A 19,583-nucleotide genomic window follows, 5' to 3' on the forward strand; every position below is an offset into this window, starting at 1 on the left:
GTTCGACCGCCGGGCGCTCCTTCAGCGAACCCGGCGATCGCCGATAAGGCCGAGCAGCAGCAGAGCGGAAGCAAGCGCGCGCACGGTCTCGCCAGCAAAGCCGGTCTGACGGGAAGCGACGGAGGTGGCGCGGTTGGTCATGGCGGTTTTCATACAGGAGCAGCCAAAGCGAGGCAAGTGGGGCCGAACGACAGTGTCGTAAGCACACGAGTTGTCCGGATTAGGTAGCACGTGAGTTGTCCGGTTTTGGTACCAGCGCATGGAGGCTGGGGATGAAACGGACAGCATGGCAACCCAGCGTCGAACACTCGCCGTCCATAGCGACATCGGCCGTCTCTCGATCGAACCCGGCGCCGACTGGAACAAAAAGCTTTCCTGCGTTGTTCTCCAACCGTCCCCGATGTTCGAAGGGGCTGGTTTATACGCCGGCGGCAGGCGCTCGGCGGGCACGCAAAGCCAAGGGTTGGCGAGGCAAATGGATCCTGACGATCTCAACACAGAACGGATCGTCACTGTGTTCGGCGGGACAGGTTTTCTCGGGCGCCGGATCGTGAAGCGGCTCCTGGAAAGGGGTTTCACCGTCCGCGCCGCATCCCGCCACCCGGCTCGGGTTGGCCAGGTTTTTTCCTCGACGGCAAGGCCGCCAGAAGCCGTCGTGGCGGACATATTGGATGCGTCCTCGATCGGCTCGGCCATTGCCGGATCGCAGGCGATCGTGAATGCCGTCAGTCTCTACGTCGAGCAGGGCGCCCAGACGTTTGAACGGGTGCATGTGGAAGCCGCAGCTGAACTTGCCGCCGCGTCGCGCGCTGGCGAGGTCGACCGGTTCGTCCATATTTCGGGGATCGGTTCCGATCCTCAATCGGATTCGAACTACATCAGGGCACGTGGGCGCGGAGAAGAGGCGGTGGCGAGCGCATTTCCCGGCGCCATCATTGTGCGTCCCGCCGTCATGACGGGACCTGACGACGTTTTCCTCACGACGATTGTGAGGCTGATACATCTCCTGCCGGTTTATCCGCTGTTCGGCGATGGTAGCACACGGCTTCAGCCGGTCTATGTGGAAGACGTCGCAGACGCAGTCAGTCGGCTGATCGGCGGGCGAAACCACAAGGGCTCATCGATATTCGAATTCGGCGGCCCGCGCATCTACACCTATAAGGAACTGCTGCGCGAGATCGCCCGACAGCTCGATACCCACATCAGGCTGATGCCGGTGCCGTTTGCGGCGTGGGACGCCTTGGCCGGCGTCGCGGAACTCCTTCCGGGAGCGCCGATAACCCGCAACCAGGTCGATCTTATGCGGCACGACAATGTGGCCGCAATCGGCGCGCCGGGCCTGAAGGAACTCGACATCGCGCCGCGCGACATCGAGGAGGTGATCCGCTTGATCGAACGGCGCGCGTGAGGCTGCTCGGGCTCGTCTCCTGCTTGGCAGGACTCTACGATCCTGCCGGGAACCTATCGCCATGCGGCGGGTTGGTCGAGTTTGAACCAATGAAGAAGAAGGAAAAGAACCATGGCCAGATGCGATCAATGCGGAAATGACTATGACAAGGCTTTCGAAGTGACGCTGGCTGAGGAAAGCTATACGTTCGACAGCTTCGAATGCGCGATCCAGAAACTTGCGCCGCTCTGCCCGCATTGCGGGTGCCGGATCATCGGACATGGTGTCGAACAAGATGACATCATCTACTGCTGCGCACATTGCGCCGCGGAGGAAGGTGCAAGCGCGCTGACCGATCGCGCGCCTTGATCGCCCGCATTCCCAGTGGCAAGCGACGCTGCCGGTCGTCGAGCCTAGCTGTCCTTCCTCGGTTTCTCGGCGACGATATTGCCGCGCTTCTTCCACTCCGAGAAGCCGCCGCGCAGGCTGCGCGCGTCAAGTCCCATCTCCTGCGCGACCTTGGCGGCGAGCAGCGAGCGCCAGCCGGACGCGCAGTAAAACACAAAGGTCCTGGGCTCGGCGAATATCGGCTTGTGGTAGGGGCTTTCCGGGTCGATCCAGAATTCGAGCATGCCGCGCGGCGCATGGAACGCGCCGGGGATCATGCCCTCGCGCTCCAGTTCCCGCGGATCCCGGATGTCGACCATGACAACGCCGTCGGGAATGGTCGCCATGTCCGCTGCCTCGACCGAGCGGACGACCGCATCGGCGTCGGCCAGCAGGTCCTTGTATCCCTTCGGCATGGTCAGCGCCCCATCGCGTAGAACTCGTCGTTCGGCCTCATGCTGGTGACGTTGGCCAGCCGGTTTGACATGGCGAAGAAGGCGGCGATGGCCGCGATGTCCCAGGCGTCCTCGTCGGTGAAGCCATGCATCTTGAGGTCCGCGATGTCCGCGTCGCCGACCTCGTAGGCGCGCGCGGAAACCTTCATGGCGAAATCGAGCATCGCCAACTGGCGCGGGGTGATGTCGGCCTTGCGGTAGTTGGTGGCCACCTGATCGGCGATCAGCGGGTTCTTTGCGCGAATGCGCAGGATCGCGCCATGGGCCACTACGCAGTACTGGCACTGATTGGCATTGCTCGTGGCCACGACGATCATCTCCCGCTCGGCCTTGGTGATCGGGCCGGGTTTGTCCATCAGCGCGTCATGATAGGCGAAGAAGGCGCGGAACTCGTCCGGCCGATGCGCAAGCACGAGGAAGACGTTGGGCACGAATCCCGACTTCTCCTGCACGGCGAGTATCCGTTCGCGGATGTCGTCGGGAAGGCCGGCGATCTCGGGAACGGGGAAGCGGCTTATGGCGGGCGCGGTCATCTGTGTTCTCTCCCTTGCACGGTCGTCAATGCGACCAGCTTTTCCTGATAGTGTTCGAAGGCGTGCGCGGACGTGCCGGCATAATTTTCGATGCAGACCAGGCAGGTCTGGGCCGAGCAGCCTTGGCCAAACTGCGAGGTGCCGACGTCGAGCGTCAGGACGTTCGGATTGCCGGCGATTTCCAGCCCGCTGTTGCCGGAGGGCGTGAACCAGGCGCCGGTCGGCAGCACGACAACGCCCTGCCGGACGCTGTCGCTCATCTGCGCCGTCGCAAGGCAGGCGCCGCGGTCGTTCCACAACCTGATGCAATCGCCGTCGGCGACGCCGAGCGCTTCGGCATCGTCGGGATTGATCCGCGCCTGCTCCCGTCCGCCGCGCTTCATCGACCGGCTCGTGGCGGCGGTCTCCAACTGGCTGTGCAGGCGCCCGATCGGTTGATGGGAGATGAGATGGAACCGGCCGGTCTTGCCGGCGCCGCCCAACCACTCCGCCGGCTCGATCCAGGCCGGGTGCGCCCGGCAGTCGGCATAATCGAGTTTTGCCAGCGTTTCGCTGCCGAGCACGATCCTGCCGCTCTCGGTGTCCAGCGCATGGTCCTCGGGGCGGTCGCGGAACTCGGCCAGATAGGTGTGCTCCGCCTTGACCGGGCAGCGCGCGTAGCCCTGCTCCCAGAACGCGTCGAAATCCGGCATGTCGAAGCCGAGGCGGCTGGCCGCGTCGTCCCGGCTGATCCCGTAGAGATGGCGCAACCAGCCCATCTCGTCGCGTCCCTCGTTGAAGCGCTCGCCGACGCCCAGCTTGCCGGCAATCGCGTCGAAGATCGCGAAGTCCGACCGCGCGTCGCCTACGGGGTCGATCGCCCGGTGCATCGCGAAGATCAAGTCGCAGCGCTTGTTGCCGGCGATGTCGTTGCGCTCGATCGAGGTGTTCGCCGGCAGGACGATGTCGGCGCGCTGCGCCGTGGCGGTGAACATCGGATCCTGGACGATGATCGTTTCCGGACGCGTCCAGGCCCGGGCGAGCCGGTTGAGATCCTGGTGATGGTGGTAGGGGTTGCCGCCCGCCCAGTAGACGAGCCGGATGTCTGGATAGATCCGCGTCTGCCCTTCATAGGTGTAGGGCGCGCCCGGATTGAGCAGCATGTCAGCGATGCGCGCCACCGGGATGAAACTGTCGATCGGCTTGGCGAGTTGCGACATGCCCGGCGACTTGCCGAGATTGAGCGGCGCGCCCACGCCGCCGAGCGAGGCGTAACCGTAGCCGACGCCGCCGCCCGGCAAGCCAATCTGGCCGATCATCGACGCCAGGCCGAGTGCCGCCCAGAAAGGCTGCTCGCCGTGCTGGGCGCGCTGCAGGCTCCAGCTCACGGTGAGCATGCTGCGCGTCTCGACCAGGCGGCGCGCCAGCTGCGCGATCGCGTCCGCTGGCAGCCCGCAGAGTCCGGCCGCCCAGGCCGCGTCTTTGCGCACGCCGTCCCCACTGCCGTCGAGATAGGCGAGAAGGCGGTCCGCGCCGCTCGTGCAGCGGACGAGGAAATCCCGGTCATGGCGTCCCGCCATCACGATCTCTCCCGCGAGACCCAGCATCAGCGCGGTGTCGGTGTTCGGCCGGATCGGCCACCATTCCGCCGCCAGCCAGTCGGGGAGGTCGTCGCGCAGGGGCGAAACCAGGACGACCTTCACCCCGCGCTGCGCAAGCCGCCGCAGATGCGTCTCCAGCGTATGGCTGCCGATGCCGCCCGCCTCGCTTTGGGCCGTGCGCGGCGACAGCGCCCCGAACACGACGAGCGTCTCGGTGTGCTCGGCGATCGTGTCCAGCGTGTTCGCCTGTCCGCCGCAGGCGTCGTCGTTGCCGAGCGTGTGGCGCAGGATCACCGGTCCGGCCGCGATCGAATAGGTGTCGACATGGCCGGTATAGCCGCCGGCCAGGTTCAGCGTCCGCTTGAGCAGCGACGAGGCGTGGTGAAAGCGCCCGCAGCTCGTCCAGCCATAGGAGCCGGCGAAGATGGACGCGTTGCCGAATTCGCCAGAGACGCGCCGGATTTCGTCCGCCACCAGCGTCGTCGCCTCGTCCCAGCTGACGGGCACGAACGTCTCGCTGCCGCGGCCGCCGCGGTCGCTGGCCTGTCGCTTTTCGAGCCATCCGGATCTGACCATCGGCCGCAGCACGCGGCGGTCGGGCTTCGCCCATTCGCGGATCGAGCGAATCATCGGCGAGGGGGCCGGATCGTGCTCGAAGGGCTCGACGCCGACGATGCGGCCGTCCTCGACGAGGATCGTGTAGGCGCCCCAGTGGCTGCAGTGCGGAAATCGTCTGATTGCTCCCATATCAGCCCCTGCTCAGATCATCGCTTCGATAAGGAACGGTCCCTTGCCCCGGCAGGCCGACGCCAGCAGGTCGGCAAAACCGTCCGCGGTCTCGGCGCGCGCCGCCCCCACGCCCATGCCAGCGGCGAGCTTGACCCAGTCCAGCGCGGGGTCGTCGAGATTCAGCATGCGGCTGGCGTTCTCGCCGGGCGTTCCGGCCCCGACATTGTTCAGTTCGCTCAACAGGATCTGGTAGTGGCGGTTGGAGAAGATGATGGTGACGACATCGAGCTTCTCGCGCGCATGCGTCCACAAGGCCTGGACGGTGTACATGCCGCTGCCGTCGGCCTGCAGCACGATCACCTTGCGATCAGGACAGGCTAAGGCGGCGCCGGCGGCGAGCGGCAGGCCGATCCCGATCGCGCCCCCGGTGAGCTGGAGGAAATCGTGCGGCTCGGCACCGTAGGTGCTGTGGAAGAAGTCGCGCCCGGAACTGACCGATTCGTCGCAGATGATGGCGTCGGCGGGCATGTGCCGGGCCAGCGCAATCGCGATCGCCTCGGGCGTGAGCCGCCCGGACGGCATTTCGGGCGAATGCCGCAGCGCCAGGCGCGCCGGCGGCGCTTCGCCGGCGCCGACCGCGTCGAACAGCGCTGCGATCGCCGCGACGGGGTCCTCGCCCGCGACGTAGAGGTCCAGCACGCGACAGCCCTCGGGCAACATGCTTCCCGGCTTTCCCGGATAGGCGAAGAAGCCGACCGGAGCCTTCGCGCCGACAAGGATTACCTGTTCGGTGTCGGCGAATGTCCTGACCGCCTGATCGATGACATAGGGCACCCGGTCCACGGCCACGCGCCCGGCGCCGCGCTGCATGCGGCCGTTCGCCTGCTGCGCCATCAGGCGCGCACCGGTGCGGGCGGCGATGCGGTCGAGACGCTCGAGCTGCGTCGAGCGTAGCGCAGGTCCGGTCGCCAGGATCACCGTTGCCCGACCCGAACGCAGCGCCGCGACCGCGGCGTCGATGCGCGACTGGTCGGGGCGGGCCGGCGTGGCGGGGGCAAGGGGCGCCGGCAGGCCGCGCGACGTTTGGCTCCACGCGGCGTCGGCATGCAGGATCATGGTCGCGATCTGGCCCGGCGTGCCGCGGGCGGCGCGGATCGCATCCTGCGCCCGCTCGCCGACCGTATCGGCGGTCTCGGCGCGCCCCACCCAGTGCGACATCGGCCAGGCGAGGGAGTCGATGTCGCAGGTGAGCGGCGCATCGTGCACAAGGTGACTGGTGGCGTGATCGCCAACCACGTTGACGATCGGCGAGCCGGCCCGCCGGGCGTTGTGCAGATTGGCCAGGCCGTTGGCCAGGCCCGGGCCGAGGTGGAGCAGCGTCGCCGCCGGCTTGTCGGCCATACGGGCATAGCCGTCGGCCGCGCCGGTGACCACGCCCTCGAACAGGCCGAGCACGCAGCGCATGCGCGGCTGGCCGTCCAGCGCTGCCACGAAGTGCATTTCCGATGTGCCCGGGTTGGCGAAGCAAACGTCGATGTCGTTGGCGAGCAGCGTCTCGCAGAGCAGGTCGGCACCGTTCATTGGCGCGTGGTCTCCATCATGTCGTCCGCAAGATCACGGATCGCAGCCATCCTTTGCCAATGCGGCGAGATCGAATCGAGCAGGCCGACAAACAGTGCGTATTTGTCCCGGGCATACTGCGCCACCTTGCCGGTCCGCGGCGCGGCGACGGCATCAGGCGTCACGACCCACGAGCCGGCGAGTTCCGCGTCGCCGGCGCCGAACAGATGTCTCGCGCCGATGGCGGCCAGCCCACGCAAGCCGGCCTGGGCCCCGCCGGCGCGCTCGACGGGGGTGTCCAGAAGCGTCGCGAGGAAGCCGGCGAAGTGGGGGTCCGCCGCCAGGCCTCCGCCGAGTGAGAGGACTCCGGCGGGCGCATTCATCATCTCGTGGCTGGCGCGCGCGACGAAGGCCAGGCCTTCGCGGGCGGCCCAGGCGATCTGTTCGGGCCGAGCGTGCGCGGTGAGCCCGAACAGCGCGCCGCTGGCATTGGGCGACGTATAGGGAGCCCGCTCGCCGCCCGGCTCAATGAAAGGGTGCAGGATCAGTCCGGAATAGGCTGGTTCGGCATGGGCCGGCAGGCCAGCCGCGATGCGCCCGATGTGCTGGAAAAGCGTCGCGCCGTTGAAGCTCGGTTGAAACAAGAAATAGCCGTCGCCGAGCACGAAACGCTGTAGCATGGCCCCAGGTGGCGGAGCCGGCATCAGCGCCGGGTCCAGGATGCGGCAGGCATGGATGGCGCTGGTGCCGAAGATCGAGGCGCGCGTCACCGCCGGCCGGACGCCGAGACCGAGGCCGACAAGGGTCGACTGGACGTCGCCGGGCCCGAGCAGCACCGGTGTGCCCGCCGCAATGCCGGTAGCCGAGGCCGCTTGCGGCGAAAGCCTGGCGCGGCATTCGCCCACCGGGGCGAAGTCGGGCAGGAGCTCCAGCCCGCGCGGCAGGCCGAGCGTCCGCTGGACGATCGGCGACAGGGCGCCCGAACGCCAGTCGCCCCAGACGGGCAGGGCGGCCGTCGGCTCGCCAAGCAGGGCGTGTGTCAGCGTGAAGAACAGCCACTCCTTCAGCCGCAGCACATGCGCGATCGTCGCCAGATGCTGCGGGTCGTTCTGCTGCAGCCAGAGCAGCTGGAGGCTCTGCGACGCGGCGGTCGGACGCGACCCCGTCACCGCCTGGATCTCGTCCAGCGTGCCTGAGTCCTGCAGCTCGGACGCGATCTGCCGTGCCCGGCCGTCGAGCCAGGTCATGGCGTGGCCGGCGGGCCGAAGCTGCGCGTCGAGCGGCCACAGGCCATCACCCTGGCCGGTGACGAGGATGCCGTCGACCGACCCGCCGAGCCCGGCCGCGCACTCGCGCATGACGGCGAACGCATCGTCGCGTGTTGCGACCATGTCCTGCTCGATGCGGGCGCCGTCGCGCCGCAGCGCCCGGTTCTGGCGCTCCGCCGACGCCACGATCCGGCCATGCCGGTCGAAGGCGGCGGCCTTGACTGCCGTCGTCCCGGAATCGAGGCAGAGCAGGAATGGGCTCATGTCCTGGATCAGGAGGCCCGCCGCAGCCCTTCGGCCGCGGCCGTGCCCTGCTGTCCATAAGTCTTGAACTTCACCAGCACCTCCGCGATCTGGCTGTCCGAGAGCACCGGCGGTTCGCCGAGCGGCAGGCACAGAAGATACTGCTGCGCCAAGTGCTCGACCGTCACCGCAAGCGCCAGCGCGCGGGCGATGGAACCATGCGCCGCGATGACGCCGTGATGGGCCATGAGACAGGCGCGGCGGCCCTCCAGGGCCTTGACCACGACGTCGGCCAGCGCCTGCGAGCCGAAGATCTCGTACGGCGCGCATGGGATAGTGGCGCCGCCAGTCGCGGCGATCGAGTAATGGATCGCCGGAATGTCCTTGCCGAGGATCGAGACGGCGGTCGCATGCGTTGAATGGGTGTGGACGACCGCCTTCAGGTCCGGCCGGGCGCGCAGGATGTCGCGGTGAAAGCGCCACTCGCTCGACGGCAGGACGTCGCCGGCGAAGCTGGCGTCCCAATTCATCGCCACGACGTGCTCGGCGACGAGGTCCTTGTAGGGGATGCCGGTCGGGGAGATCAGGAATCCGTCGCCATGGCGAACACTGATGTTGCCGGCCGTGCCCTTGTTGATACCGAGGCTGTTCATGCTGCGGCATGCCTCGATCAGTTCGGTTCTCAGCGCGCGTTCTTCGTCGGTCATTTGCGGGTGCCGTTTCACTTTGTCGGGTAGAGGGGTTGCCTGCCTTCCAGGATGCGACCGATGTCCTCGGCGATCATGTCGGCGGCCTTGGTGATGGAATGGCGCGACGCGCCGGCTATGTGCGGTGACAGCGTCACATTGGGCAGCTTCAGCAACGGCCAATCGGCCGGCGGCGGTTCAGGATCGAACGTATCGAGCGCCGCGCCGCGCAACTGTCCCGACACCAGCGCGTCGTGGAGTGCGTCGTAGTCGAGCACCTGGCCGCGTGTCGTGTTGACGATGTAGGAGCCGGGCTTCATCGAGGCGATCTGGGCGCGGCCGATCATGCCTTTGGTCTGCGGCGTGACGCGCGGATGCAAGGTGACGACGTCCGAATGGGACAGAAGTTCGTCCAGCTCCATCTTCTGGATGCCGGCCTCGGTCTCTTCCTGCGTCAGATGCCGGAACGGATCATGGGTCACGATGCGGCAGCCGAACGGCGCCAGCAGCCGCGCCACGCGCGAGCCGATGTCGCCGAAGCCGACGATGCCGACCGTGAGTTCGCCCAGTTCCGGGCCGACATGGTCGTAATGGTAGAATTCGCGGCGGAATTCACCGCTCGCCACCGACAGATGGCCCCGTGTCAGGTTACGCGTCTGCGCCAGCAGCGAGGCGACGGTGAACTCCGCGACCGCCGAGGCGTTGCGGCCGGGCGTGTTGACGACGGTGATGCCGCGGGCGCGGGCCGCCGCCATCTCGATGTTGACCGGCCCGCCGCGCGACACCGCGATGATCTTCAGCTTCGGCGCATGCCCGAGGCTGACGGCGGTGATCGGCGCCAGGTGCGTCACCAGGATATCGAGGTCGGCGATGAAGTCGAAATAGTGCTCCGGGCGGCCGACGAATTCGGCCACCGGAAGATGCGGATCGAACTTCGTCGACTGCAGCTTGAGCGGCCAGTCGAGCTGCATCTGCCGGTAGCCTACCTCACGCTTGCCGAGCCGCCTTGACAGCGCCTGCTCGAAGAAGCCGGGCTGCATGAAGCCGTCGCCGATGATCCCGATCGACAGCGGACGCGTTTGCGATACCTGGTCCATGGCTGGCGGTACTCCTATGCGGTCTTCGTCCTGGCCCGGATGGGGCCGTCGCCATCGAACCCGGGCAGGACGTCCCGGTACAGATCGCCGTCGAGAGCGGCCTCGCCAAGGATCTCGGCCGTATGCTCGGCGAAATGCGGCGGCGCCAGCCGGTAGCTCGCCGGCGTGCGCGACATCCTGATCGGGCTGCCGGTGCCGCGGTAGGCGCCGATGTCGACAACCATCTCCTGTTGGCGCGTATGCGGGTCGGCGACGACCTGGTCGATCGTGCGCACCGCGCCGCACGGCACGCCCGCCTTGATCAGAGTGTCGGCGAGCGGATCGCATTCGAACGCGGCGAGCGCCTTTTCGAGTTCGACCTTCAGGCCATCGCGGTTGATGTTGCGCTCGCCATTGCTGGCGAAGCGCGGATCGTCGGGCAGGTCGGGGCGTCCGATGATCCGGCACAGCGTCTGGAACTGCCGGTTGTTGCCGACCGCGAGGAAGATCGGCTCCGTTCCGGTCGCGAAAGTGTCGTAGGGGCAGATGTTCGGATGCGCGTTGCCGGACGGCCCTGGAACCTGGCCGGAGAGATAGTAGTTCGGCAGGTGGGGATGCAGCAGCGAAATGCCGCAATCGTACAGCGTGGTTTCGACGAACTGACCCTTGCCGCTCACCGCCCGTTCGTTGAGCGCCATAAGGATGCCGATCACCGCGTTGAGGCCGGTCACCATGTCGACGACCGGCAAGCCGACGCGCAGCGGCTGGCCGCCGAGCTCCCCGTTCACGCTCATGATGCCGGTCGAGGCCTGGATCGCGGCATCGTATCCCGGCAGTCCGCCGAGCGGCCCGTCGGCGCCGAAGCCGGAGACACGGCAGTGGACAAGGCGCGGAAAGCGCCGTTCCAGCTCTTCCCGGGTCAGACCCCAGCGCTCGAGCGTGCCGGTCTTGAAGTTCTCGATGAAGACGTCGGCCGTCTCAAGCAGCGCCAAAAGCAGCTCCTGCCCGGCCGGCTGCGCCATGTCGAGCGCCATGCCGCGCTTGTTGCGGTTCAAGCCGAGGAAGTAGCTCGCGGTCCCGTCGAGGAAGGGCGGGCCCCAGCCGCGCGTCTCGTCGCCCGCCGGTGGCTCGACCTTGATGACGGCCGCGCCGTGGTCGGCCAGCACCTGGCCGGCATAGGGACCGCCCAGCACGCGACTGGCGTCGATCACCTTGATATTGGCCAGCGAGCCGGTGTTCAGCATCATCATCCTGTCCAGTTCATTCATGAGGCGAGCAAGGCGGGCGCCTGAGCGCGGTCCAAATCCCCGCGCATCTGGTCGGCGAACCCGGGATAGGTTTGCGCCAGCTCGTCGAGGATGCGCCCGCGCAACAGGGCTAGCGTCGCCTCGTCCGGGAGCTCCGTCTGTCGCGGCTCCTGGTCGTGGGCAAAGGCGAAGCCGGTCGACTGGCGGACGTCCTCCAGGTCGTGACCGGGATGCACGCTTTCCAGCCGGAAGCCCGGCCGCGCCTTGTCGAAGGCAAACAGCGCCTTGCCGGTCAGCAACGCGTAGGGGCCGCCGGTGCGGTAGACGCCGTCATCGCTGACGCCGGGCGCGCTGACGAAATCGACCTTGTCGATGAAGACGCGCGGGCTGTGTTCCTCGCGGAACAGGATCACGCGGGGCACGACGAAGTAGAGATAGCTGGAACCGAAGGAGCCGGGCCAGCGCACGCGCGAGCGGGGGTAGTCGCCGGCGCCGACCAGGTTGACATTGCCGTGACCGTCGATCTGGCCGCCGCCGAGGAAAAAGGCGTCGATGCGGCCTTGGCCGGCGCAGTCGAAAAGCTCGGCCGAGCCGTTGGTGAAGAAGTTGTGCTCGACGGAGCCGAGAATCGACAGGCGCGGCTCGGGCGCTCCGGCCCCCGCCTTGATGGCGCGCAGCAGCATGGCGCCCGCGGCGGGAATCGGCGAAGAGGCGCCCACGGCGACATGGCGAACCCCGTCCAGGAGCCGTGCGATCGTGACGATCAGCACCTCGCGTGGCAGGATGACCCGGCTCATTGCGCGGGCTCCATCGCGTCGGCTCGCATGTAGTCGGCAAAGCCGTCGGCGGTCCGTGCCGCGCTGGCATAGCGGAGGAGTTCGGCGGTGTCGGTCGGGTATTCGCCCCACAGTCCATACGGCCACGCGCCCTTCGGCGCATGGCCGACCGCGGTCACGTAGATCGCCGGCAACGTTCCCGCGGCGGTGGTCTCCGACAGGAGCAGGCTCTCCTCCACAACGCGCTCGACCGTCACGATGGTCTTGGCGGAGGCATAGGCCATCGCGGCGAGTTCGCGCCTGCGTCCGATCCACACATTGCCGAAACGGTCGGCGACCGGAGCATGGAAAACGGCAATGTCCGGCCTGATGGCGGGAATCAGAACGATCGGGTCACCCGCCTCCGCGAAGGGGTTGTCGATCACCCGCCAGTCGCTGCGGTAGCGCAGGACATCGGTGCCGATGAGGCCGCGCATCGGCACGAAGGGACTTCCCTTCTGCGCCGCCATCAGGCCGGCATGGATGGCCGGACAGGTCGCGTCGATCACCCGGATCGCGCCTGCACGGACCGCCTCGTTGAAGCGGGGGGCGCCGCCGGCTTCGCCGAGCGACACGGCGCTGGTCTCCACCGTCCGCACCAGGCCCGCGCCGACCAGCTGGTCGACCTGAAGGCCGCCGGTCGGAACGCAGATCAGATGAAGATCGCCGGCACCCCGTTCGATGATCGGCTTCGTCATGGCCATCGAGACGCCGGCATAATCGACGGGCAGGGCGATCCGCATGCCCCGTTCGATGTGCTTCGCCATGTCGCGAAGGGAAGTCGGCACTTCTATCCTCCAAATTCCGTCCCGCTCGCAACGACGCGACACAAGGACGGCGGCTTCGAGCTTAGTCGCCAGTACGTTCTATATTGTAGAACACTATTCTGAAATTTAACCTATTCCGGGAACGTTATGCCTGTCAATCGGGTTTCGGCTGGTCCAGCCTGCGTCCGGAGGTTGACGAAAAGACGCTCAGAACACCGCTCTTTTCGCCATTCGGCAACCTCATTCAGGAAGCGCTTGACAAGTCGGTGGAGACGGAAAATGATAAAAAAACAGAATGCTGTTCTACAATATGGAACAGAGGGAGGAGAGGTGAGATGGCCGACGAGATGGCCTGGCGCGTCGAGGGCCGCGGCATCGCCGACAATGCCTCTGGCGCCGCGGGCGACGCCAAGGGGCGAAGCGTCATCGGATCGGGTCTCGCCATTCGCGAGGTGGTGAAGTCCTACGGGGCGTTCCGCGCCGCCGACCAGATAAGCCTCGATATCGAGCCGGGCGAATTCGTCACGCTGCTTGGTCCTTCGGGCAGCGGCAAGACGACGCTTCTCAACCTCATCGCCGGCTTCCAGAGGCTCGACGAGGGCGAGATTGCGGTGGCTGGCCGGGCCGTCCACGACGTGCCGACCCACAAGCGCGGCTTCGGCATGGTCTTCCAGAGCTATGCCCTGTTCCCCAACATGACCGTGACGCAGAACGTCGCGTTTCCGCTGCGCATGGCCGGCATCGACCGTGCGACGGCCGAGCGGCGTGTCGCCGAAACGCTCGAGATCATGCGGCTGTCGGACCATGCCGGGAAGATGCCGTCGCAGATGTCCGGGGGCCAGCAGCAGCGCGTGGCGATCGCACGCGCCATCGTGCTGCGGCCCAAGGTCGTGCTGATGGACGAGCCGCTGAGTGCGCTTGACCGGCGGCTTCGCGAATCGATCCAGATCGAGATCCGCCAGCTCCACCAGGCCCTCGGCTCCACGATCCTGTTCGTGACCCACGACCAGGGCGAGGCCCTGACCATGAGCGACCGCATCGCGGTCATGGACGCCGGCAAGATCATCCAGGTCGGCACGCCGACCGAAATCTATCGTCACCCGAAGGACCGTTTTGTCGCCTCCTTCGTCGGCGAGAGCAACCTGATCGAGGCGGAGGTCGTGCAAAAGCGCGGCTCCACCATGACGCTCAAGAACCGCGCCGGCTACCTGTTCAGCGCCGAGAGCCGCGACGCGATCGACGTCGGACGCGCGACCGTCCTCGTCCGCCCGGAGCGTATTGCGATCTCCGATACGCCGGCGGCGAACTCCATTCCGGCGGTCGTCACCTCGGCGCTCTTCCTCGGCGAAATCCTGCGCGTCGAGGCGCGGATGCAAGGCGGGGAAACCCTGCTCATCCGCTGCACCGACAGGGTCGGCCGCCCGCTGCCGTCGGTCGGCGACCCGCTGCATCTCAGCTGGGGCGCCGAAGACTGCTGGGTCCTGTCATGACGACCGCCGCCTTCGATGCGCGGCCGGCGCGCACCCCTGCGGTCCGGCTTTCGCAGCGGATCAAGGATCCCGCCCTGTTGCTGCTGCCGGCGGCCGGCTTCCTCGCCTTCATCTATCTGTTGCCGCTGATCGACCTCAGCCGCATCAGCGTGAGCGGGCCGACCTGGTCGGTTTATTTCGAGCGCGTCTTTTCGGTTCCGCTCTACTGGGAATCGCTTCTGCGCACGATGCAGATCTCGTTCACCGTGGCATGCCTGTGCCTGCTGCTCGGCTATCCGACCGCACTTTTGATCCACCGGAGCCGCGGCGTGGTCCAGATGCTGATCGCGACCGCGATCGTGCTGCCCTATTTCATCGCGATCCTGATCCGCACCTACGCCTGGATGGTGCTGCTGGGCCGCAACGGCCCGGTCAACAAGCTGATGACGGCGCTTGGCGTCTTCGCCGAACCGGCGCAGCTGCTCTTCAACCGCGGCAGCGTACTGCTCGGCATGACCGCGGTTCTCCTGCCGCTGATGGTCCTCAGCATCTATGCCAGCGTGGCGCGCCTCGACCAGAGCCTGGCGCGCGCGGCGCTGGCCGCCGGGGCAGGGCCCATCGCGGTGTTCTGGCGGGTGCTGTTCCCATTGACCTTGCCGGGCGTCGGGGCCGGCTTCCTGCTGGTCTTTGTGACGGCGCTCGGCTTCTTCATCACGCCGACCCTGCTCGGCGGCCCGGCCGACCAGATGTTCGCCATGCACATCACCCAGCAGGCCGATTTCGCCACCTCGGAGGGTTTTCTGCAGTCGCTGGCCGTGGTTCTGCTGGTCATTACGCTCGCCGTGGTGGGGATCGCCGGCCGCTTCCTCGGCTTCGCGTTCATCTGGGGCGGCGGCACATTGTCGGATGCGGCGAAGCCGGCCGCCGGCGCGGCGCAGCGCGGTTTCGAGAGCCGGCGTTCACCGGCCAGCGCGGCTGCCGATGCGATCGGCTGGCCGCTGCTGCGCCTGGCCGGCCGGCTGCCGCAGGGTGTCGGCACCTGGACCGTCGGCGTGATGGGCGGCCTCGTGGTGGCCGGGCTGATCCTGCCCATCGTGGTGGTGATGATCATCTCCTTCAGCAGCGCCACCTATCTCACCTTCCCGCCGCCGGCGATCTCGCTGCGCTGGTATGAGAAGTTCTTCTCCGCTTCCAACTGGATGGCGGCGTTCTGGAACTCGCTCGCAATCGCCTCCATGTCGGCCTGCATCGCCGTGACGCTGGGTGCGTCGGCGGCGATGGGCATCGTGCGCAGCCGCATCAGGGGCAAGGCGGCGATCATGCTGCTGCTGGTGAGCCCGGTGATCGTGCCGCCGGTGGTGCTCGGCCTCTCGCTCTACACGCTGTTCCTGCGTTTCGATCTGGTCGGCTCGATGTGGGGGCTGGCGGCAGCGCACGCGATCGGCGGGCTGCCGATCGTCGTCGTCATCGTCGCGGCCTCGCTCCAGGCGGTCGACCCCAGGCTCGAGCAGGCGGCCGCCGTCCACGGCGCCTCGCCGCTGACCGTGTTCGCCACCGTCACGCTGCCGGCGATCGCCCCAGGGCTCGCTGCGGCGAGTTTCTTCGCCTTCCTGCATTCGTTCGACGAACTGGTGCTGTCGCTGTTCCTGTCGAGCGCGCATCTGAAAACCCTGCCGCTCATGCTGTGGGCGGACATCAACTACCAGCTCAATCCGGTCCTCGCGGTCGTGTCGACCCTCGAGGTGCTGCTTGTCGTGGGGGGAATAGCTCTCGCGCGGCCGGTCCTGGCCCGGTCGCGGGGCGTGGCGTGAGACTGCAAAAATCAATCGGAGGAGATCTGAAATGTTTGCAAGGACGATAGGCAGACTGTCGACGGCGCTGCTTGCGGCGACCGTCGCTGCAACCGCGGGCACCGGCATGGCGATGGCCCAGAGCACCGAGGTCATCATGCAGGACCCGGGCGGCGGCTACGGCGAGGCGCTGCGCGAGGTGATGTACGACCCTTTCGAGGCGGAGACCGGGATCAAGGTCATCACCGTGCAGGAGGCACGCAGCGGGCCGCGCATCAAGGCCCAGGCCGACGCCGGCAAGGCCGAATGGGACCTGACCTTCATCTTCGACCAGGAAACCAAGCTGCTCGGCGACTGCTGCCTTGAGGATATCGACTATTCGATGCTGTCCGAGCCGGCCCAGAAGACGCTGGCGGCGATGCCCGAAAAGCTGAAACGCAAGAAAGGCGTGGCGCTGCAGGTGATCGGCGTGGCCATGGTCTACAACAAGGAGAAGTTCAGCGGCGACAACGTGCCCAGGAGCTGGGCCGACTTCTGGGACGTCGAGAAGTTCCCGGGCCGCCGCTGCATGCCCGGCTGGCCGCGCTTCGTGTTCGAGGCCGCGCTGATGGCGGACGGCGTCGAGAAGGAGAAGCTCTACCCGCTCGACATGGAGCGCGCGCTGAAGAAGATCGCGCAGATCAAGCCGCACATCGCCAAATGGTGGACCACCTCCGCCCAGCCGCCGCAGCTGCTGCTGGATGGCGAGGCCGACATGTGCATGGCCTATACAGGCTCGATGAGCAAGCTGGCGCTCGAAGGCGCGCCGGTCGAGCTCGAATGGAACCAGGGCTTCGTCTATTACGACTTCTTCTCGATCCCGAAGGGCGCGCCCAACCGGGAGAACGCCCACAAGCTCCTGTCGTGGCGCCTCGACCCGCAGCGCGCGGCCGAACTGACCTCGAATTTCCCGGTGGCGCTGCCATCCACGGTCGTGTTCGAAGCCGCCGATCCCGCGATCAGCATCTACTGGGCCAACAACCCGAAGAACGTCTCGCGCGCGATCGAATGGAGCCCGGACTACTGGGGCGCGCCGTCGCCCGCCGGCAACTCCACGAATGAGGAGTACGGCCAGGAGAAGCTGAACGCCCTGCTCGCGCAGTAACGTCCCCCAGGACGATGAGGGCGGCCGCTGGTTGCGTATCGCGGCCGCCCTCATCAGCGGGCTTTGGCGGTGCGGTCCGGCGTGCTACAGCCCCCGGGATGGACATCGAAGCGGTCATACATGGACAAAGCCTTCATCAAGGGATTGCGACTTCTGGAGGCGCTCGCGCTCAGTGAACAGCCCCGGGGCGTGACCGACCTGGCCGCGGAGCTCAAGCTCACCAAGAGCAATGTCCACCGCCTGCTGACGACGCTGCAGACCCATGGCTATGTCCGGCAGATCCCGCCGCACAGCACCTATGAGCTGACGACCAAGATCTGGGAGCTCGGCAATCACGTCATCCGCCGCATGGATCTCGTCAAGCTCGCGCGACCGGCCATGGCCAAGCTCGCCGCCGCGACCGGCGAGACGATCCACCTGTCGGTGCTTGAGGGCACCGAGGTCCTCTATGTCGACAAGATTGAGAGCGATCACCACATTCGCGCCCACACCAGCGTCGGCGCCCGGGCGCCCGCCTACACGGTGGCGACCGGCAAGGCCATGCTGGCGCAGCTTCCCGACAGCTATCTGGAACGCTTCCGCCCGCGGCTGAAGCGCTACACCGAAGCCACCCGCACGGCGATGGAGGAATTGCGGGCGGACGTGGAACTGGCGCGTGCGCAAGGCTACGCGGCCGTCCTGCACGGCGAATGGCGCGAGGGCATCGCCGCCTGCGCCTGCGCCATACTCGGCCGCAACGGTGAACTGGTCGGCGCGATCGGCATGTCGGGGCCCGACACCCGCATCAAGCGCAAGCAGATCAAGCAGTATTCCGTCGACGTCATCGAGGCTGCGCGCAGCATCTCGATCGCACTCGGCTATTCCCCCCGCGGCTGACTTGCTGCTGACTGGGAAACTTGGTCCGACTTCTCCCATCAGGCATTTTCGAGGATGTCCAATGTCAGTTCCCTACGCCATCCACGCCGGCGACGGCGCCCCCGCTGCGCTGCTCGAGCGGCTTGCGTCCATCTTGCCGCGCAATGCCCTGCTTGTCGGGGACGCCATCGACCCGCGCTACCAGGAGGACCGGCGGGGTCGCTATTCGGACAGGCCCCCTTTCATCGCGCGGCCTGGCACGACCGAGGAGGTGGCAGCCTGCCTCGCCGCCTGCAACGATTTCGCCCAGCCGCTGGTCGTCCAAGGCGGCCGGACCGGGCTCTCGGGCGGGCACCGCATCGCCGACGGGGAGGCGGTTCTGTCGACCGAACGCATGACCCTGCTCGGCGCGGTTCAGCCGCTCACGCGCACGGTGCAGGCCTCGGCCGGCACGCCGCTGCAGGCGGTCCAGGAGGCAGCCAATGCCGCCGGCTGCCAGTTCGGCGTCGACATCGGCGCACGTGGCTCGGCGACGGTGGGCGGCAACGTCGCCACCAATGCCGGGGGCATTCGCGTGCTGAGATACGGCATGTTCCGCGCCCAGGTGGCGGGGTTGGAGACGGTGCTTGCGGACGGGACGGTGCTCTCCGCATTGCGCGGCCTCGACAAGGACAACGCCGGCTACGACCTCAACCAACTCTTCATCGGCAGCGAGGGAACGCTGGGCGTGGTGACAAAGGCCGTGTTGCGGCTGCATCCAAAACCTCTGGACGAGGCCAACGCATTTGTCGCGGTCCCCTCGGTCGGGGCCGCGCTCGCTCTCCTGGAACGGCTGCGCGGCGCCGTCGGCCCAGGTCTCTCCGCATTCGAGATCATGCTGCCACAGGCCTATGAGGGCGTGACGGGCTTCCTCGGCATGCCACGCCCGCTCGTGGCGCAGGCGCCGTTCTACGTGCTCGCCGAGGTGCAGTCCTTCCGCGACGACCAGGCCATCGAACGCTTTTCGGCGAGCCTCATGGAAGGGCTGGAAGAGGGCGTTGCCGAGGATGCGGTGGTCTCGCAGTCGCCGCGCGAGTTCCAACAGCTGTGGACGATGCGGGACTCCTGCGCCGACTATGTGCGCACGCGCGATCACATCGTCGGCGGGGACGTCAGCGTACCGCTCCACCGCATCGAAGCCTTCCTGAGCGCCAGTCAGGCGGCCGTCCGTCGTATTGATCCCGACACAGAGTTCCTCGTCTTCGGCCATCTGGGCGACGGCAATCTGCACTATGTGATCGCGACGCCGAAAGCTCGCGACGCCATGGAGACGGTGTATCGCATGGTTGCGGAGAGCGGCGGGTCGATCGCGGCCGAACATGGCATCGGGATCGACAAGAAGCCTTGGCTGCATCTGTCGCGAAGTGTTGCCGAGATCGGGACGATGCGCCGGCTGAAAGCCGCGCTCGATCCAAACGGCATCCTGAACCGCGGCCGGATTTTCGACGGCGCATGAGGAATTGACAACGCCAGCACGGCGCGCTCCCGCGCCACACTGGCGAGAATGACAACTATCGCTATAACGTCGGTACGGCCAGGCGCCGGCCAGGTTG

Annotated in this window: 17 protein-coding genes; 7 read left to right on the forward strand and 10 right to left on the reverse strand. The window is 67.0% G+C overall.

The annotated features are described in order from the left end of the window. Positions 1 to 475: 475 nt before the first annotated feature. Positions 476 to 1,408, forward strand: a complete 933-nt coding sequence (locus M727_RS0100140) for a complex I NDUFA9 subunit family protein (protein WP_036261129.1) — start codon at positions 476 to 478, stop codon at positions 1,406 to 1,408. Between the two features lie 111 nt (positions 1,409 to 1,519). Next, positions 1,520 to 1,756, forward strand: a complete 237-nt coding sequence (locus M727_RS0100145; RefSeq protein WP_023797920.1) for a hypothetical protein — start codon at positions 1,520 to 1,522, stop codon at positions 1,754 to 1,756. A 44-nt stretch (positions 1,757 to 1,800) separates the two neighbouring features. On the opposite strand, the gene M727_RS0100150 is transcribed toward M727_RS0100145, so the two are convergent. Genes M727_RS0100150 through M727_RS0100195 form a run of 10 tightly spaced genes read right to left on the reverse strand, consistent with a single transcriptional unit; the run spans position 1,801 to position 12,733 of the window. Further along, entirely contained in the window at positions 1,801 to 2,190 is a 390-nt protein-coding gene (locus M727_RS0100150) for a rhodanese-like domain-containing protein (protein ID WP_027150948.1), read from the reverse strand. A gap of 2 nt (positions 2,191 to 2,192) precedes the next feature. Further along, positions 2,193 to 2,762, reverse strand: a complete 570-nt coding sequence (locus tag M727_RS0100155; protein WP_023797919.1) for a peroxidase-related enzyme — start codon at positions 2,760 to 2,762, stop codon at positions 2,193 to 2,195. Further along, the gene (locus M727_RS0100160; RefSeq protein WP_027150949.1) at positions 2,759 to 5,089 is read right to left on the reverse strand and encodes a molybdopterin-dependent oxidoreductase; all 2,331 of its coding nucleotides are present in this window, start codon (positions 5,087 to 5,089) and stop codon (positions 2,759 to 2,761) included. The genes M727_RS0100155 and M727_RS0100160 overlap by 4 nt, the downstream gene beginning before the upstream one ends. Before the next feature lie 12 nt (positions 5,090 to 5,101). Beyond that, positions 5,102 to 6,652 (reverse strand): acetolactate synthase large subunit, encoded by a 1,551-nt coding sequence (locus M727_RS0100165; protein WP_027150950.1) that lies wholly within the window; start codon positions 6,650 to 6,652, stop codon positions 5,102 to 5,104. Then, positions 6,649 to 8,163: an FGGY family carbohydrate kinase gene (locus M727_RS0100170; protein WP_027150951.1), complete on the reverse strand. Its 1,515-nt coding sequence runs from the start codon at positions 8,161 to 8,163 to the stop codon at positions 6,649 to 6,651. Before M727_RS0100170 ends, M727_RS0100165 begins: the two co-directional genes overlap by 4 nt. Positions 8,164 to 8,171: 8 nt before the next feature. Next, complete coding sequence (locus M727_RS0100175) at positions 8,172 to 8,849, reverse strand: class II aldolase/adducin family protein (RefSeq protein ID WP_027150952.1); 678 nt, start codon at positions 8,847 to 8,849, stop codon at positions 8,172 to 8,174. Between the two features lie 14 nt (positions 8,850 to 8,863). Next, positions 8,864 to 9,925, reverse strand: a complete 1,062-nt coding sequence (locus tag M727_RS0100180) for a 2-hydroxyacid dehydrogenase (RefSeq protein ID WP_036260975.1) — start codon at positions 9,923 to 9,925, stop codon at positions 8,864 to 8,866. 14 nt (positions 9,926 to 9,939) lie between these two features. After that, positions 9,940 to 11,151, reverse strand: coding sequence for a CoA transferase (locus tag M727_RS35450; protein WP_051505498.1), 1,212 nt, complete (start codon positions 11,149 to 11,151; stop codon positions 9,940 to 9,942). Positions 11,152 to 11,168: 17 nt separating this feature from the next. After that, complete coding sequence (locus tag M727_RS0100190; protein WP_027150954.1) at positions 11,169 to 11,948, reverse strand: CoA transferase; 780 nt, start codon at positions 11,946 to 11,948, stop codon at positions 11,169 to 11,171. Next, positions 11,945 to 12,733 (reverse strand): CoA transferase, encoded by a 789-nt coding sequence (locus M727_RS0100195; protein ID WP_156941468.1) that lies wholly within the window; start codon positions 12,731 to 12,733, stop codon positions 11,945 to 11,947. The genes M727_RS0100190 and M727_RS0100195 overlap by 4 nt, the downstream gene beginning before the upstream one ends. Positions 12,734 to 13,068: 335 nt before the next feature. Here M727_RS0100195 and M727_RS0100200 point away from each other — a divergent pair, with 335 nt between their 5' ends. The 5 genes from M727_RS0100200 to M727_RS0100220 all read left to right on the forward strand — a co-directional run bounded on the left by M727_RS0100200 (position 13,069) and on the right by M727_RS0100220 (position 19,486). Further along, on the forward strand, positions 13,069 to 14,223 hold the full coding sequence (locus M727_RS0100200; RefSeq protein WP_027150956.1) for an ABC transporter ATP-binding protein: 1,155 nt from the start codon (positions 13,069 to 13,071) through the stop codon (positions 14,221 to 14,223). Further along, positions 14,220 to 16,013 (forward strand): ABC transporter permease subunit, encoded by a 1,794-nt coding sequence (locus M727_RS0100205; protein WP_027150957.1) that lies wholly within the window; start codon positions 14,220 to 14,222, stop codon positions 16,011 to 16,013. The genes M727_RS0100200 and M727_RS0100205 overlap by 4 nt, the downstream gene beginning before the upstream one ends. 31 nt (positions 16,014 to 16,044) lie before the next feature. Continuing rightward, complete coding sequence (locus M727_RS0100210; RefSeq protein WP_036260977.1) at positions 16,045 to 17,136, forward strand: extracellular solute-binding protein; 1,092 nt, start codon at positions 16,045 to 16,047, stop codon at positions 17,134 to 17,136. Between the two features lie 120 nt (positions 17,137 to 17,256). Next, on the forward strand, positions 17,257 to 18,012 hold the full coding sequence (locus M727_RS0100215; RefSeq protein ID WP_027150959.1) for an IclR family transcriptional regulator: 756 nt from the start codon (positions 17,257 to 17,259) through the stop codon (positions 18,010 to 18,012). A 61-nt stretch (positions 18,013 to 18,073) separates the two neighbouring features. Beyond that, entirely contained in the window at positions 18,074 to 19,486 is a 1,413-nt protein-coding gene (locus M727_RS0100220; RefSeq protein WP_051505460.1) for an FAD-binding oxidoreductase, read from the forward strand. The last annotated feature ends 97 nt before the right edge of the window (positions 19,487 to 19,583 follow it).

The sequence above is a fragment of the Mesorhizobium sp. WSM2561 genome (assembly GCF_000513915.1).
Classification (GTDB): Bacteria; Pseudomonadota; Alphaproteobacteria; order Rhizobiales; family Rhizobiaceae; genus Mesorhizobium; species Mesorhizobium muleiense.